Here is a 26,988-nt window from a genome sequence, read left to right on the forward strand (position 1 = left end):
GCCTACGCACCAGGCCCGACGACCGGGCCGGCGTCGCAGGCGAGCGTCCGGATCCCGGTCGGCCCGGTGGCGCGTACCTCGATGGTGCACACGTCGGTGCCGGCGGTGACCAGCTCCGGCGCGGTCGGCCGGCCCCGGGTGACGATCTGGAGTTCCTCGTGCCCGGTCACCTCCAGCACGGTGTACTGCCAGTCGGCGGCGCAGAGCGGCCCGGTGCGGACCTGGACGCGCACGCTGGGTGGGAGCACGCCGGCCCGGCCGTGCACCAGTTGCACGATCCGCTGCCCGGTAGGCCCGTTCCGGCAGGGCGTGGCGACCAGCCCGGCGTCCGGGGTGGCCGACGGGGTGCGGAGGGGCGGGACGGACGGCACGGTGCTGGGCGTGGCGGCGGGGGTACGTGTCGGCGCTGCCGTCGGGGAGCCGGTCGTGCTGGGCTGCGCGTCCGGGGTCGCCAGTCCGGGTGGGGCGCCGCAGCCGGTCGACAGAGCGAGCAGCGCGAGCACCCACGGCAGGGTACGGGTCGTCGCCCGCGACGCGCGGGGGAGCGGGGTGAACGGCACGGGCCGATCCTCGGGACATCGGAGAACTCTTCGGCCGGGGTGGCCGAGCCCATCGTAGGGGGAGCGGCCGGTCGGGTGAAGCTCAGCCGAGGACGCGGTGCCCGGCGCGCTCCAGCGCGGCCCGGCCCTCGGCCAGCCGGACGGCCGGCACCAGCACGTAGTCGGTGTCGAACGTGGAGAAGGTGACCACGCTGACCCGGGCCTCGGCGAGCGGGTCGACGAGCGCGGCAAGGGTGCCGGTGCTGGGCAGGTCCGCCGGGCCGGCGACCCGTAGGCACCGCCACGCCGTTTCCACGACGGCCTGCGCGGGCACCCGGTCGGCGGGGCAGATCACCGAGATCCCGTCGGCGGTCCAGCTCACGGTGATGACGTCGGCGCGGCCCAGCCCGCTCGACAGTTGCTCCGGCAGGGCGGCGTCGGCTGCCAGGCGGCACACGGCGTACTCCCCCGGCAGCAGAGCGATATCGAGCATGAGGGCACCCTACGGTCTCGGTGCCGACCGGCCCCAGCATTGTCGCGTGCGGCGAACGACACACTCCGCCGCAGGTCAGACCTCGGAGAAGAAGGTGAGGGAGCCTGCCACCGCGCCGTGCGCGTGCACTGGCGTGGAGATCGCGTCGACTGTCGCGTCGGAGCTGTCCGCGGAGGCGGCCTGCACCCGGAGCAGACCGCGGGCGAGACGGCCGGAGGAGAGCGCCAGCAGAGGCGGAATCTTGTCGATCTCGGCCTCGGTCAGCTCGCCCCGGTTGGCGGTGAAGTCGAGTAGGCGCAGCCCGCCGTCGAGCAGCGGCCGCCCGATCAGGCCGTCCGGCTCGCCCAGGCAGAGCAGCTCGCAGCCGGCCGTGGAGATCGCCACCACCCGTGTGTCGGCGTCGATCAGCAGGCAGGGCTCGTCGGCCCGGCACACCGTCGAGGACCACTGGCCGAAGTTGCCGAGCTCCGCCTCTGTCGAGGCCCGCGCCGCTGGCACGAACACTTCGGAGAGCGAAAGTTCGACGTGGGCCACCGAGCCTCCTATGTACACCGACGGACTGTCCACGCTAGCGGGTCACCGACAGAACCACCGAGCGCACCGGGTCGCCGACCACCCGGACTGGGCCGGGGAGGCCGGTGACGGCGCGGGAGCCGGTGGGGTGAACGGGGGGACCGGAGCCGCGTGGCGTCGCCGGTGACGTTACCGGTGGTGCGCCGGCTTGTCAGCGGCCGTTCGGCCCTCCTCGTACCACCGGTAGTCGGCCGTTGGACGGTACGTGCCGTTCAGCCAGGTCCCGGGGTGCTGTGCGACCCGGGACAGCTTCTCGGCGGTGGCCGGGCTGATCCGGCTGCCGCCGGCCACGAGGAGCCGGTCCAGCTCCCGGTGGGTGGCCATCAGGCAGTCCTTCGGAAGGCCGTAGACGCTGATCACGCCCGAGCCGACGAAGGTCAGCACGGGCGTGACCGGAACCGGGAGCCCCACGGCGTCGGACAGGGCCTTGCTGGCGCGCTTGGCATCCCGGCGGGCTTCGGCCACGTACGGCGGCCGCTTGCCGTTGATCTGCACCACGTCGCCGGCGACGAGCACGCGGGCCCGGCCGTGGTCGGCGATCGTCACCGCGAACAGGCCGCTCGGCCCGATGGCGAGGAACCCGGCGCGCTCGTCCTGGGTGCGGTCGAGCAGGATGTCCGTCGCGTCGGTGCGGGGCCACTCGATGACGTGCCAGGCTGGCCCGAGATGGTCGAGTTGGCCCAGCGCCCGTGCGCCGGCCGCCTCCAACCGCCGGGCACCCCGCTCGGCGCGACGACGACGTGCCCATTCGAGCGGTGTCGGTCGGACCGGTGCGAGAGCCCCGGGCGACTCGACGCGGGGGTGGGGCACCGCGACGGGCGGCAGTGCCCGAGCGGACGGTACGGCTCGTCGTGCGGGAAAGACAGTCATCGTCGTCGACCTCCGGCAAAAGGTCCCTCGAAGTTATGTCCTCACTACCCTACGTTGCCACTCCCGGTGTTCGGCAAGCCGGAGCGCCGGAGTGAGTACGGATGAATGCCATATTCATCCACAGTTCTTTTCTCGGATGCCGCCAAACCCTGCCCTACGCTGCTCGAGTGACCCAATACGTCGACAGTGAAGTCGGCCGGCTCGGCACCGTACTGCTGCACCGGCCCGGCCCCGAACTGGCCCGGCTCACCCCCCGCAACAACGACTCGCTCCTGTTCGACGCGATCCCCTGGGTGGGACGCGCCCAGGAGGAGCACGACGCGTTCGCCGCCGCGCTTCGCGAACGCGGCGTCGAGGTGCTCTACCTGGCGACCCTGCTGACCGAGACACTGGCCGTGGCGGACGCCCGGGCCGAACTCACCGAGCAGGTGCTGCGCTCGCGGCGGCTCGGCGACACCCTGCGCGCCCGCGTCGCCGACCACCTCTCCTATCTGGACCCGGCGGCCCTGGCCGACGTGCTCATCGCCGGGCTGGCCCACGAGGAGCTGCGGATCAGCTCGGAACGGCCGGGCGGGTTGGTCTACACCCTGATGGACCGGCACGACTTCGTCATCGACCCGCTGCCCAACCTGTTGTTCACGAGGGACTCGTCGCTGTGGATCGGCGACCGGGTCGGCGTCACCAGCCTCGCCATGCCGGCCCGCCGCCGCGAGACCACACTCACCGAGGCCATCTACCGCCACCATCCGCGCTTCGCCGGCACCGAGTTCGTCTACCGGCCGAACCTGGAGCACCTGGAGGGCGGGGACGTCCTGCTGCTCGCGCCCGGGGTGCTGGCCGTGGGCGTGGGCGAACGGACCACCCCGGCCGGAGCGGAACGCCTCGGTCGGCAGGTCTTCGCGGCCGGGCTCGCCCACACCATCCTGGTGGTGCCGATCGCCCAGGAACGCGCCACCATGCACCTGGACACCGTGTGCACGATGGTCGACGCCGACGCCGTACTGATGTATCCCAACATCGCCAGCACGCTCTCCGCGTACACGGTGATCGCCGGCGCGGACGGCGAGGACCCCCGGGTGGACGGCCCGGCGCCGTTCCTGCGGGCCGCCGCCGACGCGATGGACCTGGACCAGCTCCGGGTCATCGACACCGGACTGGACCCGGTCACCGCCGAACGCGAGCAGTGGGACGACGGCAACAACACCCTCGCCCTGGCGCCCCGGCTCTGCGTCGGCTACGAACGCAACACCGAGACGAACGCCCAACTGGAGCGGGCCGGCATCGAGGTGATCCCGATCGCCGGATCGGAGTTGGGTTCGGGGCGGGGTGGCCCCCGCTGCATGTCCTGCCCGATCTCCCGCGATCCGCTGCCGGTGGCCGGGTGAGCGCGCTCAGCGCAGGGTGAGCTGGCGGCCGAGCAGCCCCTGCCGGGCCCGCCGGCCGGCGGCGTCAAGCGGGTCGGTGGCGGCCAGCGCCTCGGCGTACCGCTTGGCGAACTGCGCGACCGGGTCCTCCCAGTCGGTCGCCGGAGTCTCCTCCGGCAGGTCCCAGACCGGCACCAGTCGACCGTGCGCGCGGAACATGCCGGCGAACTTGGTCTGCTCGCCGAGCGTCAGCGTGCCGGCCGCGCCGAGGCGGGCAAGCGCGTCCAGGGCGGCGTCCTCGTCCTCCGGCAGCACCCAGCGCACGTGCGCCTTCTCCGGCACCTGGCACCAGTACGCGGCCTTCGCCGCGCTGAGCCGCACCGTCGGGTAGATGGCGGCGTTCGCCCGCTCCAGGGACGCCTGGACGGTCGGGTCGTCCGCCGCGCCGGGGTCGAGCCAGAACTCGAACCCCTCGTGCATGCTGATCTCCAGCGGGCCGTCCACCAAGATGTCCTGGAGGCGGGGGCCGGGGCCGGGCAGCGGAGGAACGGCCACCTCGTCACCCGGCTCGGTCCGCAACGCGCACAGCAGCGCCTCGGCCAGGTCCCGCGAGACGTCGCCGGACTGCTGGTGGCGTTGCAGACCGATCAGCACCCGGCCGTCCGGCTTGGTGATCGCCGGGGCGGCCATCGGCAGCACGGTGGCCACCGTGGCCGGCCGGTCCCCGAATTCGTCGATCAGGGCGGGCGTCAGCCGCAGCGGCGCCGACGCGGCGGGCACCAGCTCGCGCAGGGCGATCCACTCGGGCTCGTCGACCAGCCCATCGAACGGTCGCGGGACGAAGATGTCCCGCACCTTGTCCCGGCGGGGGGCGGTGTCGGCGCGCTGGCTCTTTCGACGCTTGCTCACGGCGTCACAGCCTAGAGGCCCAACCGGGCCGTCGTGGGCCGGACCCGTCTGAAGCGTCGTTCAGCCCGCCGCCACGAGGTCGGACCGGGTCGTTGGCGTCGGGTCGAACTCCGCCCAGACGCGCTGGCCCATGCCGTCGCGCTCCACGCCCCAGCGGGTGGCCAGGCCGGCCACGATGTGCAGGCCGCGCCCGTCCGCCGCCTCCAGGCTGGCCGTGCGCAGCCGCGGACCGCCGGCCGCGCCGCCGTCGGTCACCCGCAACTGGATCCGCGGACCCTCGAGCGAGGGCCGCAACCGCCAGGCCACCCGGACCACGCCGCCGGGCAGCGGCCGGGCGTGCCGCACCGCGTTGCCCACCAGCTCGGCGAGGACCGCGATCAGATCCGCGAGCAGAGCCGGGGGTACGACCTCACCCAGCTCGTCGGCGAGCCGGTGCCGGGCCAGCCGCGCCCCGGCGGGGTGGTGCGGGACCACCACACACCACGCCCGTTCCCTCGCTGCCGTCGCCACCGTCGCCTCCACGTCGCGCCACCGTCGGTCAACCGCGCGGTAGCCGCACCTCTGCGACCGTACCGCCGTCGGTCCTCGGACGTAGGGATACCCATCCATTCTGCTGTTCAACGATCCGGCGGACGAGATAGAGCCCGAGTCCGGCACCCGGGTAGCCGCGCCGGTCGCCGGACTCCCCCTGCCAGAACCTGTCGAAGGCCCGCTCCACGTGGTCGGGGCGGATGCCGATGCCCCGGTCGCTGACCCGGAACGCAACCAGCTGACCGTCCACCCCCGCGGTGATCTCGATCGGTGAGTCCGGGGGCGAGTACTTGCCAGCGTTCGTCGTCAGTTCGGTAAGCACGGTGGTCAGGCTGGCGCGGTGGCCCAGCGCCTTGGGCAGGCCGGAGGGGAGACGCAGCACCAACCGGCGGCGCAGCTCGGCCGGCAGGTCGCCGACCGCGACGCGCAGCGCCTCACCGAGGTCGAACGGGGTGGGCGGGTCGTCCCCGGGGCCCGCCTCGGCGGCCGAGGAGAGCAGCCTGTCGACGAGCCGGGCCAGCTCGTTGGCCCGCTGCCCGATCACCCGCGCCGCCTGTCGTCGGTCCGCGTCGGTGAGCGACTCCCAGTGGTCGGTGAGGGTGTCCGCGTACCCCTTGATCACGGTGACCGGCGTCCGCAGCTCGTGGCTGGTCACCGCGACGAACAGGTCGCGGTCGTGGTCCCGGCGCTGCTGGTCGGTGATGTCGCGGAAGGTCACCACCCGCAGGGCGCCGGGGCCGGGCAGCTCGCCGGAGGTGATCCGCAGCCAGCGCCCGTCCGGAAGCCGGTGGTCCCGGACCTGGCCGGACGGCGGCAGCGGGAACGGAAGCGGACGGCTCAGCGCCTGTTCGGCCTCCCGACCGGTGACCTGCGCGGCGGCCGGGTTCCAGAGGCGGACGTGACCGTCCCTGTCGACAACGGCAAGCCCGTCGGCGAGCGCCGCCACGACCGGCCCGTCGCCGTGCACCGGGAGCCCGCTCTGATCGCCGTACATGTGCGCGACGCAGGAGGCGAGGTAGGCGACCACCCCCTGCCGCTCGGCGTCCTGCTCGTCGTCGTCGGGGTAGAACGCGTGCAGGCTCCCGACGGTGTGCCCGCCGATCTCCGCCCGGGACACCACCATCCGGCGCAGGCCGTTGCCGGCCAGTTCGCCGCCCAGCTTGCCGCTGAGGTTCGCCACGCGGACCTGGCGTACCCGTGCGCCGGAGAGCAGGCAGACGGTGTCCGGGTCGTCGACGGTCAGCGGCCGGCCGAGGGTCCACTCCACCGTGCCGGTCGCGGCGATCACCCGGCCGCCGGTCGGGCCGAACTCGACGAAGGCCATCCCTGTCGCGCCGAGCGCCGGCTGGGCCACCCGGAGCAGCTGGGTGAGGACCGGCAGCCCGGCGTCACCAGAATTGATCATCTCGATGACTACTGTGTGGCCGGCGATGAGAGCGGGGAAGTCGATTCGCTCCGGCATGGGCCGAGTCTGCCCGGTCGGCAGGCGTTTGGGCACCCCCGCCGGTCGGTGCCGGTCACCGGTCCAGCCGGGCCAGGGCGTGCGCCGGCCGGTCGGTGATGATCCCGTCCACCCCGGCGGCCAGCACCAGCTCCAGGTCGGCAGGCTCGTTCACCGTCCAGACGTACACCTGGTTGCCGGCGGCGCGCAGCGCGGGCAGCAACTGCGGACGGGCCCGGACCAGGCCGATGCCCGGCCCCGCGATACGGGCGCCGAACGGCAGACGACCGGGCCGCACCAGACGCGGCAGCACCTCCAGCAACAGCACCGTGGGCAGCGTCGGGGCCAGCTCGCGGATCCGCCGGATCGCCAGCGGGGAGAACGACATCACTGTCACCTGGACCGGGTCGTCAGGCGCCGGGTCGGCCAGCCCGTACCGGCGTAGCAGGCCGACCAGGCGGCGCTCCACGGCCGAGCCGTAGCGGGACGGGTGCTTCGTCTCCACCAGCAGCCGGACCGGCCGGCCGGCGGCGAGCACCGCGTCCAGCAGTCGGGCCAGGGTCAGCAGTCGGGTGTGCGAATCGTCAGGCGGCAGGTCGCCGTCCGCCGCGCTGCCCGGATGCCAGGAGCCGAAGTCCAGTGCCTCCAACTCGGCGAGGGTACGCGCGCTGACGAGACCGCGACCGTTGCTGGTGCGATCCAGCCGCCGGTCGTGGACGCAGACCAGATGCCCGTCCCGGGTCAGCCGGACGTCGCACTCCAGGCCGTCGGCACCCTCGTCGAGGGCGCGCAGGTACGCGGCGAGGGTGTGCTCCGGAAGGTCGTACGAGGCGCCGCGGTGCGCGAAGACCAGAGGTCCGCCCATTCCGGCCGCCTCAGATGACCTGGCCGGGCTGCCCGTTCGCGTCGACCACCGGGCGGCCGACGGCGGCCCACTGGCGCATCCCGCCGTCGGCGTTCCGCACCTGCTCCCAGCCGTTGTTGACCAGGTAGGCGACGACCTGGGCGGACCGCCCGCCGGAACGGCAGATGACCGCCACGTCCCGGTCGGTGGGCACCTCGGCCAGTCGGGCCGGCAACTCCATCATCGGCAGGTGGTGGGCGGTGGGGGCATGGCCGGCCGCCCACTCGTCGTCCTCCCGCACGTCCAGCAGGTAGGTGTCGTCGGCGATCTCGGTCACGGGCACGGTGGGAACCTGGGGTCCGAACACAGGAAGCAACACTAGATCCTCGCCGGCCGGATCGGCACCGACCGGGCCGTCGACACCGTCACAACCGGGACACCCAGCGCGGGTTGGCCTGTGCCCAGGCGGGCACCCGTGTCCCGCGTACGGCCTCGAAGAGGCCGTTGCCGCCGTTGTCCAGCACCACGTACGACACCTCGTCGATGGTCTGCGGCGACGACGGCACCTGGACGCCGCGCAGCCCGTCGGGCGGCAGCGCGCGCAGCGCGAGGAGCAGGTCCTCCAGGGGTACGCCGTTGGTGTCGACTGTCAACGAGCCGCCCACGGCCCGCAGCACCTGGTCCAGTTTGATCGGGTTGCTGCGCAGGTCGGCCCTACCGGCGCTGTCCAGCATCGCCCGTAGGAGCTGCTGCTGGTGGTGCTGCCTGTCGTAGTCGCCGCCGGGCAGGTCGTAGCGCTGCCGTACGTAGTCCAGCGCCTGCGCGCCGTTCATCTGCTGGCAGCCGGTGGGGAAGACCCGGTTGGTGTGGATCGAACGGACCTCGGTGTCCACGCACATCCGTACCCCGCCGAGCAGGTCGATGACCTTCCGGAAGCCGTTGAAGTCGATCAGGGCGGCACCGTCGAACCGGATGCCGGTGAGCCGGTTCAGGGTGGTGGAGAGCAGTCTCGTGCCGGCCTCCCCGCCGCCGCCGTGCTCGTACGCTGCATTGATCTTGTCCGGTCCGCCTGCGAAGCCGTTCGCCGGTGGGATGGCGACCAGCAGGTCACGCGGGATGGAGACCAGGTACGCCTCCCGCTGCCCGGCGGGTACGTGCACGATGAGGATGGTGTCGGAGCGCTGGTCGGGCCCGCTGTCACCGGGGCGGCGGTCGGAGCCGACCAGCAGGTAGTTGAGCGGCCCGTCCAGGTCGGTCCGGCTGGTGCGGGCACCGGAGTCGAGCAGTTGCTCCTTGGTGACCGTGCGGTCGTACCTGTTGCTGAGTGTCTTGAGGCCGACCAGGGCGAGCCCGGCCAGCAGGACGAGGGCCAGGCCGATGCCGAGCAGGATCCGTGGGCCGCGGGCGCGACGGGACCGGGCGGGTACGGCCGAACCGGCCGGACCTGCCGCGTTGCGTCCGGACCTGGACGTGACCGCCTCCCCGCAGCCGATACGTGAAACCTGCTCACGTCAGACTACGGACGGTGACCGACCGGTCGCGGCGTTTCCGCGACTTCGACAGTCACTTGCGCGTGGAGATCACCTCGGGGTGGGTGAAGATGAACTCGGCCAGCTTGTCCTGCTTGATCGCCTGGAACATCTCCATGGTTTCCGGGCTCAACGCCTCGGCGCCCGCGCCGTTGCTGTTGAAGGTGCCGTTGTTGGTCTTCAACATGGTCAGCTCGTTCGCGGTCACACCGCGCATGGTGAAGATCAAATCCTCGATCTTGGCGCCGCCGGTGTCCAGCACGAACGCCTTGCCCGCCGCCTTGATCAGCTGGTTCATCTTCGCCGGGTTGGTGAGCGTGCCGCCGTCGGTGGCCTTGCGGGCCATCGCCTTGATCAGCTGCTGCTGGTTCTGCTGGCGGTCGTAGTCGCCACCGGGAAGACCGTAGCGCTGCCGGGCGTAGTCGAGCGCCGCCCAGCCCTCCATCTCCTGGCAGCCCTTCTTGTGCACCACGGGGGTCATCCGTTTGCCGGTCTTCTTGGCGTCGGCGTTCCACATCGGCTTGCCGTCGACGAACGACATGTGCTTGGACTTGACCTCGTGGCTCACGCAGATCTTCACGGTGCCGAGGGTGTCGATGACGTTCTTGAACCCGCCAAAGTTGATGATCGCCGCGCCGTCGAAGCTGACGCCTGTGAGTCGCTTGATGGTCTGCGCCATCAGCTGGGCGCCGCCCTCCCAGCCGCCGCCGTTGCGGGCGCCGGCCTGGAACGCTGCGTTGATCTTGTCGGTGCCGCCGGTGAAGCCGCTCGCCTTGAACGGAGGGATCTGCGCCTGCGTGTCCCGCGGGATGGAGATCAGGTACGCCTGGTCGTGCGAGGCCGGGATGTGCAGGATGATGATGCTGTCCGAGCGGACGTCGTCGGCGGCCCAGCGCTCGCGCGCGTCCACGCCGAGCAGCAGCATGTCGATCGGGCCGTCCAGGCTCGCCCCGCCCTCGGCGTCGGACTTGCCTGCCTCACCCAGCAGGTTGCGCTGGGCGATGTCGCCTGTCGCCTGCCCGATCAGCACCTTGCCGCCGACGATCGCCATGCCGCTGCTGAGCATCAGCACGGCACCGAAGATCACGGTCAGTCGGGCCCAGAGGGGATCCTTGCGTCGGGTCCGCTTCTTCGCCGGCCCGCTGCCGCCCGACCGGCCCGCGCCACCACCGTCACCGGGCGGCCGCCCGCCCGACCCGCCGCCTGAGCGGCCCGGCTGCACGGGGATGGACGCGGCGATCCGCCCGCTGGGGGCGGCGGACCCGGTGGACGAAGGGCGACGACTGGCCTGAACCGGCATTCGTGCTCCAGCTCGTGATCAGGAGGGGGCGGCACCACTGTACGTACATCGATTCGACTTGGCGAGTTCATCACTGGTCCATCCGGACGGCATTTTGCGCGATTCGGTCTATCGTCGCTATTCGATGGACCAGGCGGTGGGCGTCTGATTACCCGCCGTCGCTGCCCTTCGGCGGGTTGGCCTTGACCCAGTCCGCCATGGTGTCCGCCGCCATGGCCCGGTACATCGCCAACGCCTTCTCCCGATCGGAGACCACCACCGACTCGCCGTTGATCGTGTCGCTGCCCGAGTTCGGGCTGGTCACGAAGGTGAGGTTCTGGCCGCGCAGATTTCGGAACTGCAGCGCCATGTCTGTAACCGAGAAACCCTGGTCAACGGTTACGGCCTTGGTCACCGACTGGAGGAAGTCGTTGAGCTTCTTCGGGTTCGCCAGCGTGCCGGTGCTCGCCGCCTTGTCCATCAGGGCGCGGAGGAACTCCTGCTGGTGCCGCATGCGGGCGAAGTCGCCGTCCGGGAACTGCTTGCGCTGCCGGATCCAGTCGAGCGCCTCCGCGCCGTCCATGTGGTTGGTGCCCTTGGTGAACGTCCGGTACGGCTTGTGGATCGAGGTGATGGTCCGCTCCACCTTCAGGTCGACCCCGCCGAGAGCGTCGGTGACCTCCTTGAAGCCGCCGAAGTCGATAGCCATCACGTGGTCGATCCGGACGTCGGTGAAGCACTCCACGGTACGTACCGCAAGCGGCAGCCCACCGAACGCGAACGCGGCGTTGATCTTCGCGCGTTGGCCGGAGCCGCAGTCCGCGCCGGCGCTCTCCGGGATCGGGACGTACAGGTCACGCGGGATGGAGACCAGGTACGCCTCCTGGTGGTCGGCCGGAATGTGCATCACGATGACCGTGTCGGCACGCCACTGGCTCTTGCTGTCGACAGGGGCGTCCGGGTCCCGGGAGTCGCTGCCGACCAGCAGGATGTTCAGCGCGCCCTCGACGGGCTTGACCGGACGATCCCCGGTGATCTCCGCGAACGGGTCGGTGCGGGCCAGGTCGCCGTCGAGGTTGCGGGCGTACAGCCACGCGCCGAGGCCGCCGAGCAGCGCCAGGACCAGCACCGTCACGCCCGCCACCAGGCCGATCCGCCCCCAGCGTGGCCGGGGCCCGCGCCTACCCGACCCACCGGAGCCGCCGGTCCTGCCGGGCCCCTTCGGCCCACCGGGACCGCCGGGACCGGGCTGCGCATCCTCGGGCGACGGGTACCAGCGCGCCTCGGCCGGGCGGGCACGCCCGGAGGCGCCCCGGTCAGGGCCGGGCACCGAGGCGCGCCCGGCGCTGCGGTGCAGGTACGGGTGCGGAACGCCGGCAGACCATGTCGCTGACATGTAACTCAGGGTACGGAGTGGGAGCCACTGCCGCCTTCAGGCGACACTCAGCGGTCGGCCGAGCGGTTACCCTAGCCGCGCCCGGAAGTACTCGATCGTGCGTCGCAGGCCGTCTTCGGGTGCCACGGTCGGCTCGTATCCGAGCAGTTCCCGGGCGAGAGTCAGGTCCGGGCGGCGCATCTCCGGGTCGTCCGCGCTGCGGGTGATGTAGGTCACCTGCGAGCTGCTGCCGGAGAGCGACACGATCAACTCGGCGAGTTGCCGCATGGTCAACTCGTGCTCGGTGCCGCAGTTGACCGGGCCGGTCTCGGTCGAGTCGAGCAGCAGCAGGATGCCGCGCACCAGATCCTCGACGAAGCAGATGGACCGGGTCTGGTTGCCGGTGCCGTGCACGGTGAGCGGCTCGCCGCGCAGTGCCTGGGAGATGAAGGTGGGGATGGCCCGACCGTCGTCCGGGCGCATCCGCGGGCCGTACGTGTTGAAGATCCGGACGATGGCGGCGTCGAGCCCGCGATAGCGGTGGTACGCCATCGTGGCCGCCTCGGAGAAGCGCTTCGCCTCGTCGTAGACGCTGCGCACCCCGATCGGGTTGACGTTGCCCCAGTAGGTCTCGCGCTGCGGGTGCTCCTTCGGGTCCCCGTACGCCTCGGAGGTGGAGGCCATCAGGAACCGGGCGCCGTCGGCGACCGCGCGGTCCAGCAGGTGCAGGGTGCCCACCGAGCCGACCCGCAGGATCTCCACCGGAAGCTGGGCGAAGTCGGTGGGGCTGGCCGGCGAGGCCATGTGCAGGATCGCGTCGAACCGCTCGGCGAGCGCCGGGTGGTGGCTCGGCAGGCCATCGGAGATGTCCGCCTCGACAAGCGTGAAGGTGGGGCGGTCGAGCAGGTGGGCGACGTTCTCCTTGGAGCCGGTGACGAAGTTGTCCAGGGCCACCACCGTGCAACCGCGGGCGATCAGGGCGTCCACCAGGTGCGACGGGACGAAACCGGCGCCGCCGGTGACGAGGACGCGGTGACCGGGACCGAAGCGCTCAGCAACCTTCATGCCGGTCAGCCTACCGATCGCCGGATACGGGAACGGGCCCCCGCTGACGCGTGGCGTCGGCGGGGGCCCGTCGGGAGTGTCAGTGGGCGCCCGAACCGGTGAGGGCGCGCACCTCCAGCTCCGCGTACTTCGCCTCGTCGTTCTCCTTCGAGATCAACGTGCCGATCCATCCGCAGAGGAAGCCGAACGGGATGGAGAGGATGCCCGGGTTGGACAGCGGGAACCACTGCCAGTCGTGGTCCGGGAACATCGAGGTCGCCGCGCCCGAGACCACAGGCGAGAAGAACACCAGCAGTACGGCCGAGAGCAGACCACCGTAGATCGCCCACACCGCGCCTGAGGTGTTGAACCGCCGCCAGAACAGGCTGTAGAGGATCGCCGGCAGGTTGCCCGAGGCGGCCACCGCGAAGGCCAGCGCCACCAGGAACGCCACGTTCAGGTTCTGCGCGTAGATCGACAGCAGGATGGAGATCGCGCCGATGACCAGGGCGGAGATCCGGGCGACGCGTACCTCCTGACGCTCCGACGCCTCGCCCCTCTTCATGACGTTCGCGTAGAAGTCGTGCGCCAGGCTGGACGAGGAGGCAAGGGTCAACCCGGCGACCACCGCCAGGATGGTGGCGAAGGCGACCGCCGCGATGACCGCCAACAGGGCGGCACCGCCCAGGTCGCCGCCGAAGAAGTCGATACCGAGCGCCTCGGCCAGCTGCGGAGCCGCCGTGTTGCCGGCCTTGTCCTGCTCGGTGATCGCCTTGCTGCCCACCAGCGCCGCCGCACCGAAGCCGAGGGCCAGGGTGAGCAGGTAGAAGGTGCCGATGATGCCGATCGCCCAGAGCACGCTCTTGCGGGCCGCCTTGGCGGTCGGCACGGTGTAGAAGCGGATCAGGATGTGCGGCAGGCCGGCGGTGCCGAGCACCAGGGCGATGCCCAGTGACAGCAGGTCGACCTTGTTGTAGAAGGTCTGTGTCGCGTTGCCTGCCACTTCGACGCCGTAGCGCAACCCCGGTTCGAGGAAGGCGCTGCCCTTGCCGGACGAGGCGGCGGCGTCGCCGAGCAGCGACGACAGGTTGAACTTGTACTTCGCCAGCACCAGCAGGGTCATCAGCAGCGCGCCGCCCATGAGCAGGAACGCCTTGACGATCTGCACGTAGGTGGTGCCCTTCATGCCACCCACGGTCACGTAGATGATCATCAGGGCGCCGACCATGATGATGGTGGCCACCTTGGCGGTCGCCGCATCCATCCCGAGGAAGGTCGTCCCCGGCCTGATGCCGAGCAGCAGCGCGACGAGCGCGCCCGCGCCCACCATCTGGGCCAGCAGGTAGAAGATCGACACGGTGATGGTGGAGACGGCGGCCGCCGTACGCACCGGACGCTGGCGCATCCGGAAGGCGAGCACGTCGGCCATCGTGTACCGGCCGGAGTTGCGCAGCAGCTCCGCCACCAGCAGCAGGGCCACCAGCCAGGCGACCAGGAAGCCGATCGAGTAGAGGAAGCCGTCGTAGCCGTAGAGCGCGATGATGCCGGCGATGCCGAGGAACGAGGCGGCCGACATGTAGTCGCCGCCGATCGCCATGCCGTTCTGGAAGCCGGAGAACGACCGGCCACCCGCGTAGAAGTCGGTGGCCGTCTTCGTCTGCCGGCTGGCCCAGATGGTGATGGCCAGGGTGACCGCCACGAACACCAGGAACAGCGTGATGGTCAGGTTGCGGGCGGTGTGGTTGCCCGCCTCGGCAGCGAGGAGCAGATCAGCCGCGTGGACCGTTTTCATGGGTCACCTCCCCGATCTCCGCACGGATCCGGTCGGCGACCGGGTCGATCTTCCGGTCCGCGAACCGGGAGTACAGCCAGGCGATCAGGAACGTGGAGACGAACTGGAGCAGGCCGAAGACGAGCGCGACGTTGATGTTGCTGCCGAACAGCTTCGTGCCCATGAAGTCCCGGGCGTACGCGGAGAGAATGACGTAGAGCGCATACCACAGGAAGAACGCGACGGTCATCGGGAAGACGAAGCCGCGCAACGCTCGCCGCAGCCCGGCGAACTCGTCCGACCGTTGTACGGCCAGGTACTTGTCCGACTGGGAAGCGGCCGGAGCGGGTGTGTCCGTGGACATTTGTGGATCACCACCTTCACAGGCGTCAGGGGAGTTTCGCGCACCGTAGAGAGCGCACTCCTCGGCGGGGAAGGCTGAGATCGACACCGGTCGCCGAGTGCGCCGAACGGTTGCCTCACTGCGCCAAGTGACCCAGATCACCCCGGTGACCGGTCGATCCTTTAGGGGACTCAGCCCGGCAGCTCGTGGTAGCGACCCCTGTAGTGCAGCAGTGGAGACGTGTCCTCGGCCAGGTCGACCGCCTCGATGGTGGCCTCCACCAGCAACGCCCACCCGTACTCCCGGGCGCTGTCCAGCCGGCAACCCACCCAGCCGCCGGCGTCCCCCGGCACCGGCCCGTACGGCGTGTCGGTCCACGTCCCGGTGGCGAAGAGGCCGCCCGGGGAGGGGAACAGCCCGGCGAACCTGTCGGCGAGCTGCCGGTGCGGCGGGCCGAGCGGCGCGACAGCGAACCGTCCCGCGTCCTCGACGGTCGCCCACAGGTCGGATTCCGCGTCGATGAGGCCGAGCAGCCGGTCCGGCTCGCCCTCGGCGACAAGCGTGGACGAGACGGTGAGCCCCGCCGGACCCGGTGCCGTCCAGAGCGTGACGGGTGCGGCGAGACGACCGCGAAGCCGGCGTACCGGGGACCGCTGCCCGGTCGGCACCGCGAACGGATCGGTGTGGTGGATCTCGGCACCCGGCTCATGATTCACGTGAAACATTGTGCCGCCCCGGCCACGTGCCCAGCTCAGGAAGCGCTCGTGCAGGTCGGCGGGTCGCCCGTTGAGCCGGGCGAGCTGGTCACCGGCCTCCGCCATCAGAGCGCCCAGGTAGACGAGCAGCCCCACACGGTCGTGCCGGTACTCGGCGAGCAACGCCAGCCGCGCCGGCTGGCACGGCCAGAGGGCACCGCAACCCCGACACCGCCACAGCGGCCGCATCGGCAGGTGCGGCCGGCTCACCAGCGACCTCCGGCGCCTCATGCCAAGATCCGATCAACTTCCCGGATGTTGCTGCCTCCGACACGTGGGAGGCAGCAACAACCCTGATGTTGCGCGGATCTTGGCGAAGAACGGTTGGCGGGGGCGCTCACCACCGACCACCGTTCGCGCGCCAGGTCTGCGCCGGCGTGGGCCAACCCGCGCGGCCCGGTCGCGGCAGGGCCACCGTCGGCCCCGTCCGCCCACCCGCGCGGCCGAGCGGGCACGCCCGGCGACCTCTCCGCGCCCGGCACGGTCGCCGGCGCCGCCGGCTTCCTTCTCCGGTACGACCACCGCGCTGCGTTCCTGCCCCGGACGAACCCGAACATGGCTGATCTCCTTCCGGTCGACGAGGGCCGCCCCGATCGGGGGATGACCGGGGCGGCCCGACGCAGGACCCGGTCGCCGGGACGTCGCCTCCACCGGCCGGGCCGCGCGTCCTCCACCCTGGACGGGAGGGCCCGAAGAAGGGAGGATTCCAGGGCTTACTACGCAACGCGGTCACGTACTTACCGGAGAGGTAAGGATGAACGTCGAAATGTGGGTACGGGCGTTGAAGGCCGCCCGAGCCGGTGCCGACATGTCCCAGGAGGCGCTGGCGACGGCCACCCGGTGGAGTCCCTCCACGGTGGCGGCAATCGAAACCGGCCGCCGCCGGCCGACAATGGAATTCGCCGTCGCCGCCGACGAAGCCCTCGCCACCGGCGGCCTCCTCGCCGAACTGTTGAGGGCCGCCGATCGCCAGCGGCTGCCGACCTGGTTCGTGCCCTGGCGCGCCTATGAGGAGCAGGCGATCCGGCTCTGCGAATTCGAGCCGTGCCTCATTCCGGGGCTCCTGCAAACCGAGGACTATGCCCGAGCGGTCATTTCCGCCGGTGGCCTGAATCCGACCACTGTGGTCGACGAGTTGGTCGCGGTTCGGATGGATCGACAGCAGGTGTGGCAGCGGGCAGAGCCGCCGCAATGCGTCTTTGTCCTGGACGAGACCGCTCTACGCCGCCCGGTCGGCGGGCCGGCGGTACTGGATGCCCAGCTCGGTCGGCTGATGGAACTCGCAGCTCTGCCGAGCGTCAGACTGCACATCGTGGCACTCGATATCGGAGCCCATGTCGGACTGACCGGCGGGTTCCTCCTCGCCGAACTGCCGGACGGTGAACGCGTCACCTATGTCGAGGACGTTGCTCGCGGACACGTCATCGACGACCCGGAAGTCGTGCGTCTGATTGGTCGCAAATGGGATAGCCTGCTCGGCGAAGCGCTGTCCACGGGCGCCTCGCTGGATCTGATCCGGAAGCTGAAGGTGACGCCATGACCGTTGCTCAACCACGCTGGCGGACGTCGACCAGGTCCGGCGACACAGGCGGCGCCTGCGTCGAGGTGGCGGACAACCTGCCTGGCGTGGTGCTGGTCCGGGACAGCAAGGACCGCTCCGGTCCGGTCCTCGCCTTCGCTCCGAACGCGTGGCGTGGCTTCCTCGCCGACGCTGCCCGTACCCCCGGCCGGCGCGCCGGCTAGCTAGCGGCGCGGGGTGACAGTGGCCAGCAGCTCCGGCTGGCGTCGGTCCAGTACGTCGCCGGCCAGGTACGCGCCGAGCAGTGCCGCGCCCAGCCCGTACACGACGCCGACCGGCAGGGCCAACCAGAGCCAGGCACCGCCGAGCAGCGCGGCTGCCACCACCATCGGCACCGCCACGACCGCAGAAGTGACCATGGCGAGCAGGGTGAGCAGCCCTTTCGCGACACCGGCGCCGCTGTTCATCGCGAACGGGTTGCTCGTCTCCGGCAGCGAGTACGCCCCGAACACCGAGACGAAGCTGTTCACCGCGAGCCCCGCGCCGTAGGTGGCGATGAGGCTGCCGAGCGTGAGCCCGATCCAGCCCGGCCGGCCGAGCACAAGTGACAGGACCACGGCGACGACCGCAAGCATCGGCAGCACGTACAGCGAGAAGGCGGTCATGCGGGCGCGCAGCTCGACCCGGCCGGGTACGCCGGCCACCACGTTCGCGGCGTACGCGCTGCCGTCGAAGCCGAACTGGTTGGCCAGGGTGACCGAGGCGAGGACGCCGACGAAGAGCATCGAGAGTGTGACGAGCACCGGTGAGGTGTCGCTGGCGCTCGTCGTCAGGCCCTCCCCGCTCGCCAGCCCGCCGCCACCAAGATTGATCATCACGGGTACGAAGATGCCCACCACGGCGATCGTGATCAGGTTCGCCCGGCGGCGGGCGTCCCGCCACCAGTAGCGGGATTCCCGGGCGACGAGCGCACCGAACCGGTCCCGGCGCACCCAACCGGCGATCCGGGGGAACAGTTGGCCGACCGCGCCGCCGGTCGCACCGCGCCGCACCGGCGCCTTGCCGGCACTCGCCGCGCCCACCATCGCCGACTCCAGCGACCGCGACCACCAGAGCAGCAGGAGACCGATCGTCACCACCGTGATCAGCAGCTTGACCGGTGCGGCCCAGATCCGACCCTGCGCCACGTCGATGCCGGCGGTCCACGGCGCCCCGAACGGCGTCCAGCCGACGACCGTCGCCAACCCGGTCAGCCGGGCCCAGTCCGCCTCGCGGAGCGCCGCGATGCCGAACACCTGCAACGGCCCGAGCAACGCGGCGGCCACCGCCAGCAGCACCGCCGCCAGGTCGCGTACCCGACGCGAGCGCAGCATGGTGGCGAAGGCGCTCGTCACCGCCCGGCTCGCGGCCACGCAGAGCAGCAACCCACAGACCACCCCGACGACTGCCACCACCGCCGCCGACCAGCCGCCCAGCGCCCCGGCGGTGAGCACCAGCCCGAGCGACGCGACGAGCACCGCGAGCACCGGCACGCTGACCAGGGCGGCGGCGAACAGGCCGCTGACAAGCGTGCGTCGGGACAGCGGCAACAGCGCGAACCGGGCCGGGTCCAACGTCTCGTCGACCCCGAAGAAGACAAGCGGCAGGAGCAGCCAACCGAGCACCAGCAGACCACCGCCGGCCGCCGCGATCAGCACCGCGTACCGGCCGTTGCCCGAGATGCCGGGGGCGGCGAAGAGGAAGAACCCGCTGACGGCGAACCAGAGCCCCACAAGCGCGCCGCCGACGAACAGGGCAATACGCCAGCCCTGGCCCCGGAAGCTGTTGCCCATCACCCGCAACTTGAGCCGTACGAAGTGCCGGGCGGACACCTGCCGCTGCGGCGCTGCGCTCACCGGGAGAGCCACGACAGCTCCTCACCCGTCGCCGTACGCCCGCCGACCACCTCGACGAAGACCTGCTCCAGCGAACGCTCACCCCGCACCTCGGAGAGGGTGCCGACCCGCTTGATCGTGCCCCCGGCCAGGATCGCCACGTGTGAGCAGAGCCGCTCCACGACCTCCATCACGTGACTGGAGAAGACAACAGTGCCGCCGCCCGCCGCGTACCTGGTCAGGATGTCGCGGATCAGCGCGGCCGAGACCGGGTCGACCGCCTCGAACGGCTCGTCCAGTACGAGCAGCCGAGGGCCGTGCAGCAGCGCGCAGGCCAGGCCGATCTTCTTCTTCATGCCCGCCGAGTAGTCCACCACGAGCGTCCGGCCGGCGTCGCCGAGGGCCAGCACGTCCAGCAGCTCGGCGGCCCGCTGGTCGACCACCGCCGGGTCCATCCCCCGCAACAACCCGTGGTACGCCAGCAGCTCCGCACCGGTCAGCCTGTCGAACAGTCGTACCCCGTCGGGCATCACGCCGAGCAGCCGCTTGGCGGTAAGCGGGTCCTGCCACACGTCGTGCCCGAGCACCCAGGCCGAGCCCGCGTCCGGCCGCAGCAAGCCGACAGCCATCGACAGGGTGGTCGTCTTGCCGGCGCCGTTCGGGCCGAGCAGGCCGTAGAAGGAGCCGGCGGGGACGTCCAGGTCGACGCCCGCCACCGCGATCGTGCCGTCGAACCGTTTGGCCAGGCCACGCAGTGCGAGCGCGGGGTGCTCAACAGTCATGAGGCGACGTTATCCGCCGATCGCCAGTTCCGCCCTCCGGCGGCAGGTGGACGGGCCGTCATCCCCGGGAGGGACCAGAGCTTGTCCGCCCGCGAATGATGCAACCGGCCGTCTGCCTCGCGGGTGACAGAGGCAGGAACGACACGGGGAGGAACGTTGGACAAGGACGATGGCTTCGAGGAGTTCTACCGAGCCACCAGACACCGGGCGGTCACCGTGCTGTACGCGCTCGGGGGGGACATCCACGAGGCACAGGACGCCGCGCAGGAGGCGTACGTGCGTGCCTGGCAGCGCTGGCAGCGCATCAGCGAGTACGACGATCCGGAAGCTTGGGTGCACACAGTCGGATACCGCCTCCTCCAGAACCGCTGGCGGAAGATTCGCAACGGAATCGCCGCTCACCGGCGCAACGGGCCGCCAACCGCGGCCGGTCCGCCATCGGAAAACACGGTGGCGCTGGTCGCGGCGTTACGGCACTTGCCGAAGGACCAGCGCGAGGCGGTCGTCCTGCACCACCTCGCTGATCTCTCCGTCGCGGATATCGCGACCCGGACGGCCGTTCCGGTCGGCACCGTGAAGGCCCGGCTCGCCCGAGGACGCAGGGCCCTCGCCCCTCTGCTCGGCACCACCCTCCCCGAGGAGGTCAGCAATGCCTGATCAGCAGTTCGTCGACCTGTTCCGCGACACCGAGCACCTGACCTGGGCCCCGACCGACCAGGTACGGGAGCGCGGCAGGCGGCGTACCCGTCGGACGAGGATCGCGGCGACGCTCGCCGGCGCGGTCGCGGTGGCCCTGGTGGCCACCGGGGCGGTGGCGCTTGCCGGCGGCCGGGAGGGAGCGCCGACGCCGGTGCTGCCGGCCACCGGATCACCCACCCCGACACCCTCGTCGTCGTCCACCCCCTCGGCGAAGCCCTCGACCCCCAGCACCCCGAGCACGCCACCGTCGAGCCCGTCGACGACAAGCAGTCAACCGACGAAGGGCCCCGCCAACCCGGCCATTCCTCTGGAGGCGCTCCTGCGCGCGGCGGACCTGCCGTCCGGCTTCCGGGCGGCCGAAGATGATCTGGAAGGTGAATGGTCGTTCGGTTATGTTGCCAGCTTCGCCTGCGCGGACACGCCGGACCTGTCGGTGAAGGAACGCGCTGAGCGGCGTGCCGAGTTCAGAAAGCCCGGGGCGTCGTCGATCATCGAGCGGGTAGAGCGATATTCGATCGAGGACGCGAAGGCCACGATCGCCTGGGCGCGGACGGTGACGCAGTGCGAGCCGGGGGATGAGCAGTACTCGTTGAAGATTGTCGACTCGGGATTCGCCGGGGACGGTTCGCTCCTGATCAGAATCGACGGCCCAGGCTCGGTCGAATACATGCTCTTTGTCCGACAGGGTGATCTGGTCGCGGAGATCCGGATGAGCGACCGGACCGACGAAGCGGAGGCCCGACGGGTGGCACAACGGGCAGCCGACCGGTTGTGCGCCGGCACGAACGCCTGCTGACCTCGTCGGATCTGCTCACATCCGGAGGGCTTCCGGGGTGTGCAGGCGGAGCATGGTGGCCGCGACGTCGGCCGGGGCTCGTCTGCGGGTGGCCATCGACACGGCGACCATCACGGTGAAGGCCAGCGGTACCGTCCAGGCGGCCGGCTGCGCGATGAGCGTGGCCGGCCAGCCGGACAGCGGTGGGCCGACCACGGTGACCAGCACCGCACCGATGGCAGCGCCGCCGCCGACCACCACGCCGGCGGCGGCGCCCACGTCAGTGAGGCCGCGCCACCAGATGCCGAGCACCAGCAGCGGGCAGAAGCTCGACGCGGCGACCGCGAAGGCCAACCCGACCACCTGCGACACGTCCAGCCCGGAGACGTGCAACGCCAGCACCGTCGGCACGGCGCCGGCGATCACCGTGGCCAGCCGGAAGCCGCGTACCGAGCCGCGACCCAGCACGTCCGTGGAGATCACCCCGGCGACGCTTGTCAGCAGCCCGGACGAGGTGGAGAGGAAAGCGGCGAACGCGCCAGCCGCGATGAGCGCGGCGAGCAGTTGCCCGATCAGCCCGTCGCCGAGGACCGCGCCGGGCAGCAGCACCACCACCGCGTCCGTCTGCCCACTGAGCAGCAGTTGCGGCGTGTAGATCCGGCCGAGCACCCCGTACAGGGTGGGCAGCAGGTAGAAGACGCCGACCAGTGCCAGCACCACAAGCGTGGTCCGGCGGGCCGCCGCGCCGTCCGGGTTGGTGTAGAAGCGCACAAGCACGTGCGGCAACCCCATGGTGCCCAGGAAGGTGGCAAGGATCAGCGAGTACGTGCCGAACAGGCCCCGGTCGTCGTCACCGGCGGCGCTGGGCAGCAGCCAGTCGCCGGCCTCGGTGGCCACCCCTGACACGTCAGGCACCGGGTCACCCGCGGCGAAGGACAGTTCGTCGCCGGGGCGTACCTCCCGAACCTCACCGTCGGGAAGCGTGAGGGTCGCGCGGTGCTCGACCACGACTGTGGTCGCGGTCCGGAACGTCGGCCCGTCGGGCGGGGTCACCGCCGGGCGGCCGTCGGCCTGCCACTGCAACGCCAGGAAGATCACCGGTACGGCGAGAGCGGTCAGCTTCAGCCAGTACTGGAACGCCTGGACGAAGGTGATGGCCCGCATCCCGCCCAGCGCCACGTTCGCGGTGACCACGGCGGCCACCAGCAGGGCGCCGACCGGGTACGGGGAGCCGGCCACGGTGGCCAGGGTGAGACCGGCGCCCTGGAGCTGCGGCACCAGGTACAACCAACCGATGAAGATCACGAAGGCGGTGGCGAGGATGCGCAGCCGACGGGACCCCAGCCGCAGTTCGCAGAAGTCCGGCAGGGTGAACGCGCCGGAGCGCCGCAGCGGCGCCGCCACGAACAGCAGCAGGGCCAGGTAGCCGGCGGCGAACCCGACCGGATACCAGAGCACGTCCACGCCGTACTTGAGGACCAGCCCGGCGACGCCTAGGAAACTAGCCGCCGACAGGTACTCCCCGCCGATGGCGGCGGCGTTCCACGTCGGGCTGATCGCCCGCGACGCCACCAGGAAGTCGGAGGTGGTCCGGGCCAGCCGCAGCCCGTAGAAGCCGATCCCGACTGTCACCAGGGTGACCGCGACGATGGCCGGCACCACGTAGTCGTTGGCCACGTCAGCGCTCCGGCCGCTGCACCAGGTCGGTGAAGTCCTGCTCGTTACGTTCGGCCAACCGCACGTACGCCCAGCCCACGCCGATCAGGAACGGGAACGACGCCACCCCGAGCAGCAGCCACGGCAGGTTGACGCCGGCGACAGTGGTCCGGCCCAGCGACGGCGCGATGGCGAACAGCCAGGGCAGCCCGCCCAGCCCGATGGCCACCACCAGGGAGAGCCGCAGCGCCAACGCGAGCTGGGCCCGGACCAGGCCGCGGACCAGCGCCTCACCGACCTGGGTCTGCTGCGCCAACTCGGCGCGGGTCCGTTCGGCGCGGCTGTCCTGCCTGGTGATGTCGGCCAACACGATCCGGGCCCGCCGGGGTGGCGGGACCGCACCGCCCGACCCCACATCAGGGAGTTGCATCGCCACCCCGGCAGTCTTGCCCGCACGGCACGATTGTCAAGCGTTGCCACTCACCAGCGGCTCAGGCCGAGACAGCTCGGCACCCAACTGGCCCCCCGGATCTCGTCGAGGACCGGCCGGGCTCGTTCCCGGCCGATGTTCGTCGCCCAGAAGCCATCCCGGGGCAGCTCGAAGGCGGCCTTCCGCAGCGCGCACGTCCGCATCGGCTCGGGCAACCGGTCCAGAGCCGGTACGGCGTCCGCCGACAGACCGGATACGTAGTCGACGTCCAACCGGCCGGTCTCCAGGTACCTGTCGACGTTCCGGTCGGCGATCAGCCGGTCCGGGTTCAGCAGCGCCAACCCGAGCAGCGCCAGCACCGCCGTGCCGATCACCAGCCGGGGCAGCCAGCTCGCCCGCAGCCGCACCACGGCGACCCCGACGAGGACGAAGAGCAGCCCGAGCCACAACTCGGTGGTCGCCACGAGGAGTCGCAGCCGGGTCGCCCCGTACGCGTCGGCGTAGACCTGCATCCGGTAGAGCGCCGAGGCGACGATCACCAGGCTGAGAGCGGTGAGCGTGCCGAGCAGCACCCGGACCAACAGCCGGTCCGCCCGGCTGGCCTTCGGTGCCCGACGGGCGGCCATGGCGATCACCAGCAGCGTGAGCCCGGTGACGGCGAGCAGTTGCCAGAACCCGCCTCGGGCGTACTCGGCGTAGGTCAGCCCGGCCGTACGCAGCACGTGCCCGGCGCCGCCGAACAGCACGGTCAACTGGACAAGCACGAACACGGCGAACAGGGCGTCGAGCAGCACCAGCGGGATCGTCCACTCCAGCCGGTGTGCCGGTCGGCCCTGTTCCGGCCGCAGGCCCTCCAGGTCGGGCGGGCGACTCACCAGGTACGCGGCACCGAGCAGGCCTCCGCCGATGAGCGCCAGGCGGAACACCCAACCGATCATCCCGGGCGGCGAGATGTCGGGCAGCAGGCCGGTGACCAGGTCGGCGAACACCGCGTCGGCGGAGGAGAAGAGCAGCCCGAACAGCACAAGCAGGCCAGCGGAGATCGCCAGGCTGCTGACGACACGTCCGACCTCGATCCCCGACCCCGCCGTACGGCGGCTGCGCAGCCCGCGTGCCGCCCACGGGAGCGCCCGTACCGTCGCGGCCGGCGGCAGCGTCGCGGCGAGCAGCATCCCGAGTGGACTCCGCCCGCCGGTCACCGCGAGCGTCCCGGTCACCACGGCGCCGAGCAGGCAGAGGGCGAAGAGCCAGCCGGCGGCCCGGACGGTGCCGACGCCGACCAACGCGACAGTCGCGGCGGCCCAGGCGGCCTGCGCCACCCGCCCCGGTGCCCCCGTGGCATCGGGACGGGTAGCGGCGGTCGTTCCCGGTGCCCCCCCGGCATCGGGACGGTCGGTGGCCGCCGTGGCTGGGGACGCCGTCCCGGAACTGACGACGCCGGCGGTCACGAGGGCGGCGACGGCGGCCAGCGCGGCCGCCAGCCAGCCGAGGCCGGGACGGACCATCGTGAGCGTCGACGCGCCGACGACCGCCGCCGCCGTCAACGCCGCCAGGACCAGCGGACGGGCGGTCCCGGGCGGCCCCGGCCAGCGCCGCTCGATCAGCGACGGTGGCCTCGGCAGAGCCGGTGCGAGCGGCCCCGGGTACGGCGGGGCGGCGGCCGGCAGGGCGGCCGGATCCGGTCGGGCAGGCGGGGTGGCCTGCGGGCCGGTCGGCCCGGTGGCCGGGACAGGATTGCTGCCAGGGCTGGTCATGCGGCCTCTCTTCGGTGTGACGAGTCACCGGGGATGGTGACCTGGATGCGGCAGCCGGGCCGGTCGCCCCGGTGCGGCCCGGCGGGATCCAGGACAGCGATCCGACCGCCGTGCAACTCGACGACCCAGCGGGCGATGGCCAGGCCCAGCCCGGTTCCGCCGCCGGCCGCCCGGTCGCCGCGGGTGAACCGCTCGAACACGCGGGAACGCTCGGCCGGCGGGATGCCCTGGCCCTCGTCGCTCACCTCGAAGCGGAGCTGGTCGCCCTGCTCGTCGGCGCTGACCCGCACGGTGCCACCGGGTGGGCTGTGCCGCGCCGCGTTGTCGAGCAGGTTCGCGAAGACCTGGTGCAGCCGCCACGGGTCCGCGCGCACCGTCAGGGGCTCCGGCAGGTCACGGAGCTCGAAGCGCACGTCCAGGCCGGCGCCGGACGCGCTGGCTGTGGCGTGCTCCACCGCCTCGTCGAGAAAGTCCCCCACGTCGATGTGTACCCGTCGCAGCGGCACCACCCCGGCGTCGAGACGGGACAGGTCGAGCAGGTCGGCGACGAGATGCCCGAGTCGTTCGGTCTGGGACAGCGCCGCGCGCAGGGCGGCGGGCTCGGGTTCGGCCACCCCGTCCACCATGTTCTCCAGGACGCCCTGCAACGCCGTGATCGGCGTCCGCAGCTCGTGCGACACGTTCGCGATCAGTTCGCGTCGGCGCTGGTCGGCGGCGTGCAGATCCTCGGCCATCTTGTTGAACGCCTGGGCCAGTTCACCGACCTCGTCCCGGGACGTCGCGCGTACCCGACGGGTGTAGTCGCCCCGGGCCATCGCCCCGGCGGCGGCCGTCATCTCCCGCAGCGGCGAGGTCATCCCGTGGGCGAGCACCTGCGAGGTGACCAGCGCGATGCAGATGACCGTGATCGACGTGCCCGGCGGGAGCCAGCCGATGCCGTACCAGAAGTAGCCGATGGCCACGGCCCACGAGGCGACCAGCAGGACGCCGAGCTTCATCTTGATCGAGCGGACCGGGTCGAGTGGGCGGGGCAGCACCCGGTCCAGCCAGTCCGCCAGTTGGTGGATCACGCGGGCACCTCCAGGGCGTACCCGACGCCGTGAACGGTCCGGATCAGGTCGGCGCCGAGCTTGCGACGCAGCGCCTTGACGTGGCTGTCGACAGTGCGGGTGCCGGTGCCCTCGGCCCAACCCCACACGTCGGCGAGCAGCCGCTCCCGGGGCAGGACCGTGCGGGGCCGCCCGGCGAGGTGGAGCAGGAGGTCGAACTCCGTCGGGGTGAGGTGCACGTCCTCGCCGGACCGGCGGACCCGCCGCTCGGCTTCGTTGATCTCGATGTCGCCGAGGCGGATGGCGGGTGGGGCGGGGGCCGCGGCCCGTTCCATCCGGCGCAGCAGCACGTGTACGCGGGCGGCCAGCTCGCGCATCGAGAACGGCTTGGTGAGGTAGTCGTCCGCGCCGACCGCGAGCCCGACCAGCAGATCGTTCTCGTCGTCGCGGGCGGTCAGCATCAGCACCGGCACCGGCCGGACCGCCTGGATCCGCCGGCACACCTCCAGGCCGTCGAAGCCGGGCAGCATGACGTCCAGGACGACGAGATCCGGCTGCCCGGTCCGGAACCGCTCGACCGCGCTGGGGCCGTCCGTGGCGATCTCCACCACGAAACCCTCGGCGCGGAGTCGGGCGGCTACCGACTCGGCGATGGTGCGCTCGTCCTCGACGACCAGGACCCGGCGTTCCTTCATGGGGCCTGACTGTATTGAGCCGCCGTGGAGATCGGTGGGTGACGTTGTGAACAACCTGTGGAGAACAGTTCAAGCCTGTGGATAACGCCGGTGGA

The 26,988-nt window shown here is 71.5% G+C and carries 28 protein-coding genes; 5 read left to right on the plus strand and 23 right to left on the minus strand.

The features are described 5' to 3' along the window. Window positions 1-2: 2 nt before the first annotated feature. The 4 genes from ACFY1S_RS15090 to ACFY1S_RS15105 all read right to left on the minus strand — a co-directional run bounded on the left by ACFY1S_RS15090 (window position 3) and on the right by ACFY1S_RS15105 (window position 2,475). On the minus strand, window positions 3-560 hold the full coding sequence (locus ACFY1S_RS15090; RefSeq protein ID WP_387117407.1) for a hypothetical protein: 558 nt from the start codon (window positions 558-560) through the stop codon (window positions 3-5). Between the two features lie 82 nt (window positions 561-642). After that, window positions 643-1,032, minus strand: coding sequence for an ACT domain-containing protein (locus ACFY1S_RS15095; protein WP_387117410.1), 390 nt, complete (start codon window positions 1,030-1,032; stop codon window positions 643-645). A gap of 75 nt (window positions 1,033-1,107) precedes the next feature. Then, window positions 1,108-1,566: a hypothetical protein gene (locus ACFY1S_RS15100; protein ID WP_387117413.1), complete on the minus strand. Its 459-nt coding sequence runs from the start codon at window positions 1,564-1,566 to the stop codon at window positions 1,108-1,110. A gap of 168 nt (window positions 1,567-1,734) precedes the next feature. Then, entirely contained in the window at window positions 1,735-2,475 is a 741-nt protein-coding gene (locus ACFY1S_RS15105) for a hypothetical protein (RefSeq protein WP_364370358.1), read from the minus strand. 167 nt (window positions 2,476-2,642) lie between these two features. Between ACFY1S_RS15105 and ACFY1S_RS15110 the strand changes: the two genes are divergently transcribed. After that, on the plus strand, window positions 2,643-3,860 hold the full coding sequence (locus ACFY1S_RS15110; RefSeq protein ID WP_364370361.1) for an arginine deiminase: 1,218 nt from the start codon (window positions 2,643-2,645) through the stop codon (window positions 3,858-3,860). A gap of 6 nt (window positions 3,861-3,866) precedes the next feature. Here the strand turns inward: ACFY1S_RS15110 and ACFY1S_RS15115 are convergent, their stop codons facing one another. The 12 genes from ACFY1S_RS15115 to ACFY1S_RS15170 form a co-directional block, all read right to left on the minus strand. Next, window positions 3,867-4,748, minus strand: coding sequence for a DUF5926 family protein (locus tag ACFY1S_RS15115; RefSeq protein ID WP_387117416.1), 882 nt, complete (start codon window positions 4,746-4,748; stop codon window positions 3,867-3,869). A gap of 60 nt (window positions 4,749-4,808) precedes the next feature. Beyond that, window positions 4,809-5,225, minus strand: coding sequence for an ATP-binding protein (locus ACFY1S_RS15120; protein ID WP_364370829.1), 417 nt, complete (start codon window positions 5,223-5,225; stop codon window positions 4,809-4,811). A gap of 61 nt (window positions 5,226-5,286) precedes the next feature. Then, complete coding sequence (locus ACFY1S_RS15125) at window positions 5,287-6,741, minus strand: ATP-binding protein (protein ID WP_387117419.1); 1,455 nt, start codon at window positions 6,739-6,741, stop codon at window positions 5,287-5,289. Window positions 6,742-6,796: 55 nt separating this feature from the next. Continuing rightward, window positions 6,797-7,585, minus strand: a complete 789-nt coding sequence (locus ACFY1S_RS15130) for a glycerophosphodiester phosphodiesterase (protein WP_387117422.1) — start codon at window positions 7,583-7,585, stop codon at window positions 6,797-6,799. Window positions 7,586-7,595: 10 nt separating this feature from the next. Then, complete coding sequence (locus ACFY1S_RS15135) at window positions 7,596-7,931, minus strand: rhodanese-like domain-containing protein (protein ID WP_203174575.1); 336 nt, start codon at window positions 7,929-7,931, stop codon at window positions 7,596-7,598. A 58-nt stretch (window positions 7,932-7,989) separates the two neighbouring features. Further along, window positions 7,990-8,925 carry an LCP family protein gene (locus ACFY1S_RS15140; protein WP_387117702.1) on the minus strand — a complete coding sequence of 312 codons (936 nt, stop codon included), beginning with the start codon at window positions 8,923-8,925 and terminating at the stop codon, window positions 7,990-7,992. A gap of 202 nt (window positions 8,926-9,127) precedes the next feature. Then, on the minus strand, window positions 9,128-10,393 hold the full coding sequence (locus tag ACFY1S_RS15145; protein ID WP_387117426.1) for an LCP family protein: 1,266 nt from the start codon (window positions 10,391-10,393) through the stop codon (window positions 9,128-9,130). A gap of 148 nt (window positions 10,394-10,541) precedes the next feature. Next, entirely contained in the window at window positions 10,542-11,768 is a 1,227-nt protein-coding gene (locus ACFY1S_RS15150; RefSeq protein WP_387117429.1) for an LCP family protein, read from the minus strand. 66 nt (window positions 11,769-11,834) lie between these two features. Further along, a complete protein-coding gene (locus tag ACFY1S_RS15155) occupies window positions 11,835-12,812 on the minus strand; it encodes an NAD-dependent epimerase/dehydratase family protein (RefSeq protein WP_387117432.1) in 978 nt (325 codons plus the stop codon). A 79-nt stretch (window positions 12,813-12,891) separates the two neighbouring features. Further along, a complete protein-coding gene (locus ACFY1S_RS15160; protein ID WP_387117435.1) occupies window positions 12,892-14,583 on the minus strand; it encodes a cation acetate symporter in 1,692 nt (563 codons plus the stop codon). Beyond that, entirely contained in the window at window positions 14,561-14,926 is a 366-nt protein-coding gene (locus ACFY1S_RS15165; RefSeq protein WP_364370388.1) for a DUF485 domain-containing protein, read from the minus strand. The genes ACFY1S_RS15160 and ACFY1S_RS15165 overlap by 23 nt, the downstream gene beginning before the upstream one ends. Window positions 14,927-15,096: 170 nt before the next feature. Next, window positions 15,097-15,849: a flavin reductase family protein gene (locus ACFY1S_RS15170; RefSeq protein WP_387117705.1), complete on the minus strand. Its 753-nt coding sequence runs from the start codon at window positions 15,847-15,849 to the stop codon at window positions 15,097-15,099. 565 nt (window positions 15,850-16,414) lie between these two features. Here ACFY1S_RS15170 and ACFY1S_RS15175 point away from each other — a divergent pair. Next, entirely contained in the window at window positions 16,415-17,200 is a 786-nt protein-coding gene (locus ACFY1S_RS15175) for a Scr1 family TA system antitoxin-like transcriptional regulator (RefSeq protein WP_387117439.1), read from the plus strand. Beyond that, complete coding sequence (locus tag ACFY1S_RS15180) at window positions 17,197-17,403, plus strand: DUF397 domain-containing protein (RefSeq protein ID WP_387117442.1); 207 nt, start codon at window positions 17,197-17,199, stop codon at window positions 17,401-17,403. The genes ACFY1S_RS15175 and ACFY1S_RS15180 overlap by 4 nt, the downstream gene beginning before the upstream one ends. Here the strand turns inward: ACFY1S_RS15180 and ACFY1S_RS15185 are convergent, their stop codons facing one another. After that, window positions 17,404-19,086, minus strand: a complete 1,683-nt coding sequence (locus ACFY1S_RS15185) for an ABC transporter permease (RefSeq protein WP_387117445.1) — start codon at window positions 19,084-19,086, stop codon at window positions 17,404-17,406. Beyond that, window positions 19,071-19,835: an ABC transporter ATP-binding protein gene (locus ACFY1S_RS15190; protein WP_203174582.1), complete on the minus strand. Its 765-nt coding sequence runs from the start codon at window positions 19,833-19,835 to the stop codon at window positions 19,071-19,073. Before ACFY1S_RS15190 ends, ACFY1S_RS15185 begins: the two co-directional genes overlap by 16 nt. A gap of 156 nt (window positions 19,836-19,991) precedes the next feature. Here ACFY1S_RS15190 and ACFY1S_RS15195 point away from each other — a divergent pair, with 156 nt between their 5' ends. Together ACFY1S_RS15195 and ACFY1S_RS15200 are read left to right on the plus strand one after the other, a co-directional pair. Further along, window positions 19,992-20,492 carry a SigE family RNA polymerase sigma factor gene (locus ACFY1S_RS15195; protein ID WP_387117449.1) on the plus strand — a complete coding sequence of 167 codons (501 nt, stop codon included), beginning with the start codon at window positions 19,992-19,994 and terminating at the stop codon, window positions 20,490-20,492. Next, complete coding sequence (locus ACFY1S_RS15200; protein ID WP_387117452.1) at window positions 20,485-21,330, plus strand: hypothetical protein; 846 nt, start codon at window positions 20,485-20,487, stop codon at window positions 21,328-21,330. The genes ACFY1S_RS15195 and ACFY1S_RS15200 overlap by 8 nt, the downstream gene beginning before the upstream one ends. Window positions 21,331-21,345: 15 nt before the next feature. On the opposite strand, the gene ACFY1S_RS15205 is transcribed toward ACFY1S_RS15200, so the two are convergent. Genes ACFY1S_RS15205 through ACFY1S_RS15225 form a run of 5 tightly spaced genes read right to left on the minus strand, consistent with a single transcriptional unit; the run spans window position 21,346 to window position 26,893 of the window. Continuing rightward, window positions 21,346-22,986: a cation acetate symporter gene (locus ACFY1S_RS15205; RefSeq protein WP_387117455.1), complete on the minus strand. Its 1,641-nt coding sequence runs from the start codon at window positions 22,984-22,986 to the stop codon at window positions 21,346-21,348. 1 nt (window position 22,987) lies between these two features. Then, entirely contained in the window at window positions 22,988-23,395 is a 408-nt protein-coding gene (locus tag ACFY1S_RS15210; protein ID WP_357984810.1) for a hypothetical protein, read from the minus strand. 50 nt (window positions 23,396-23,445) lie between these two features. Next, window positions 23,446-25,149, minus strand: coding sequence for a DUF4153 domain-containing protein (locus ACFY1S_RS15215; protein ID WP_387117458.1), 1,704 nt, complete (start codon window positions 25,147-25,149; stop codon window positions 23,446-23,448). Further along, the gene (locus ACFY1S_RS15220; RefSeq protein ID WP_387117461.1) at window positions 25,146-26,219 is read right to left on the minus strand and encodes an ATP-binding protein; all 1,074 of its coding nucleotides are present in this window, start codon (window positions 26,217-26,219) and stop codon (window positions 25,146-25,148) included. The genes ACFY1S_RS15215 and ACFY1S_RS15220 overlap by 4 nt, the downstream gene beginning before the upstream one ends. Then, the gene (locus ACFY1S_RS15225; RefSeq protein WP_387117464.1) at window positions 26,216-26,893 is read right to left on the minus strand and encodes a response regulator transcription factor; all 678 of its coding nucleotides are present in this window, start codon (window positions 26,891-26,893) and stop codon (window positions 26,216-26,218) included. The genes ACFY1S_RS15220 and ACFY1S_RS15225 overlap by 4 nt, the downstream gene beginning before the upstream one ends. Window positions 26,894-26,988 lie beyond the last annotated feature (95 nt).

The sequence above is a fragment of the Micromonospora sp. NPDC000663 genome (assembly GCF_042898105.1).
Lineage (GTDB): Bacteria > Actinomycetota > Actinomycetes > Mycobacteriales > Micromonosporaceae > Micromonospora.

Excerpts from the sequence above, each read along its gene's own strand:
- ACFY1S_RS15225 (WP_387117464.1), bottom strand. The coding sequence starts at position 26,893 with ATGAAGGAACGCCGGGTCCTGGTCGTCGAGGACGAGCGCACCATCGCC.
- ACFY1S_RS15160 (WP_387117435.1), bottom strand. The coding sequence starts at position 14,583 with ATGAAAACGGTCCACGCGGCTGATCTGCTCCTCGCTGCCGAGGCGGGC.
- ACFY1S_RS15210 (WP_357984810.1), bottom strand. The coding sequence starts at position 23,395 with ATGCAACTCCCTGATGTGGGGTCGGGCGGTGCGGTCCCGCCACCCCGG.
- ACFY1S_RS15215 (WP_387117458.1), bottom strand. The coding sequence starts at position 25,149 with ATGACCAGCCCTGGCAGCAATCCTGTCCCGGCCACCGGGCCGACCGGC.
- ACFY1S_RS15125 (WP_387117419.1), bottom strand. The coding sequence starts at position 6,741 with ATGCCGGAGCGAATCGACTTCCCCGCTCTCATCGCCGGCCACACAGTA.
- ACFY1S_RS15145 (WP_387117426.1), bottom strand. The coding sequence starts at position 10,393 with ATGCCGGTTCAGGCCAGTCGTCGCCCTTCGTCCACCGGGTCCGCCGCC.
- ACFY1S_RS15105 (WP_364370358.1), bottom strand. The coding sequence starts at position 2,475 with ATGACTGTCTTTCCCGCACGACGAGCCGTACCGTCCGCTCGGGCACTG.
- ACFY1S_RS15175 (WP_387117439.1), top strand. The coding sequence starts at position 16,415 with ATGAACGTCGAAATGTGGGTACGGGCGTTGAAGGCCGCCCGAGCCGGT.
- ACFY1S_RS15170 (WP_387117705.1), bottom strand. The coding sequence starts at position 15,849 with ATGCGGCCGCTGTGGCGGTGTCGGGGTTGCGGTGCCCTCTGGCCGTGC.
- ACFY1S_RS15150 (WP_387117429.1), bottom strand. The coding sequence starts at position 11,768 with ATGTCAGCGACATGGTCTGCCGGCGTTCCGCACCCGTACCTGCACCGC.
- ACFY1S_RS15180 (WP_387117442.1), top strand. The coding sequence starts at position 17,197 with ATGACCGTTGCTCAACCACGCTGGCGGACGTCGACCAGGTCCGGCGAC.
- ACFY1S_RS15190 (WP_203174582.1), bottom strand. The coding sequence starts at position 19,835 with ATGACTGTTGAGCACCCCGCGCTCGCACTGCGTGGCCTGGCCAAACGG.
- ACFY1S_RS15155 (WP_387117432.1), bottom strand. The coding sequence starts at position 12,812 with ATGAAGGTTGCTGAGCGCTTCGGTCCCGGTCACCGCGTCCTCGTCACC.
- ACFY1S_RS15095 (WP_387117410.1), bottom strand. The coding sequence starts at position 1,032 with ATGCTCGATATCGCTCTGCTGCCGGGGGAGTACGCCGTGTGCCGCCTG.
- ACFY1S_RS15200 (WP_387117452.1), top strand. The coding sequence starts at position 20,485 with ATGCCTGATCAGCAGTTCGTCGACCTGTTCCGCGACACCGAGCACCTG.
- ACFY1S_RS15130 (WP_387117422.1), bottom strand. The coding sequence starts at position 7,585 with ATGGGCGGACCTCTGGTCTTCGCGCACCGCGGCGCCTCGTACGACCTT.
- ACFY1S_RS15165 (WP_364370388.1), bottom strand. The coding sequence starts at position 14,926 with ATGTCCACGGACACACCCGCTCCGGCCGCTTCCCAGTCGGACAAGTAC.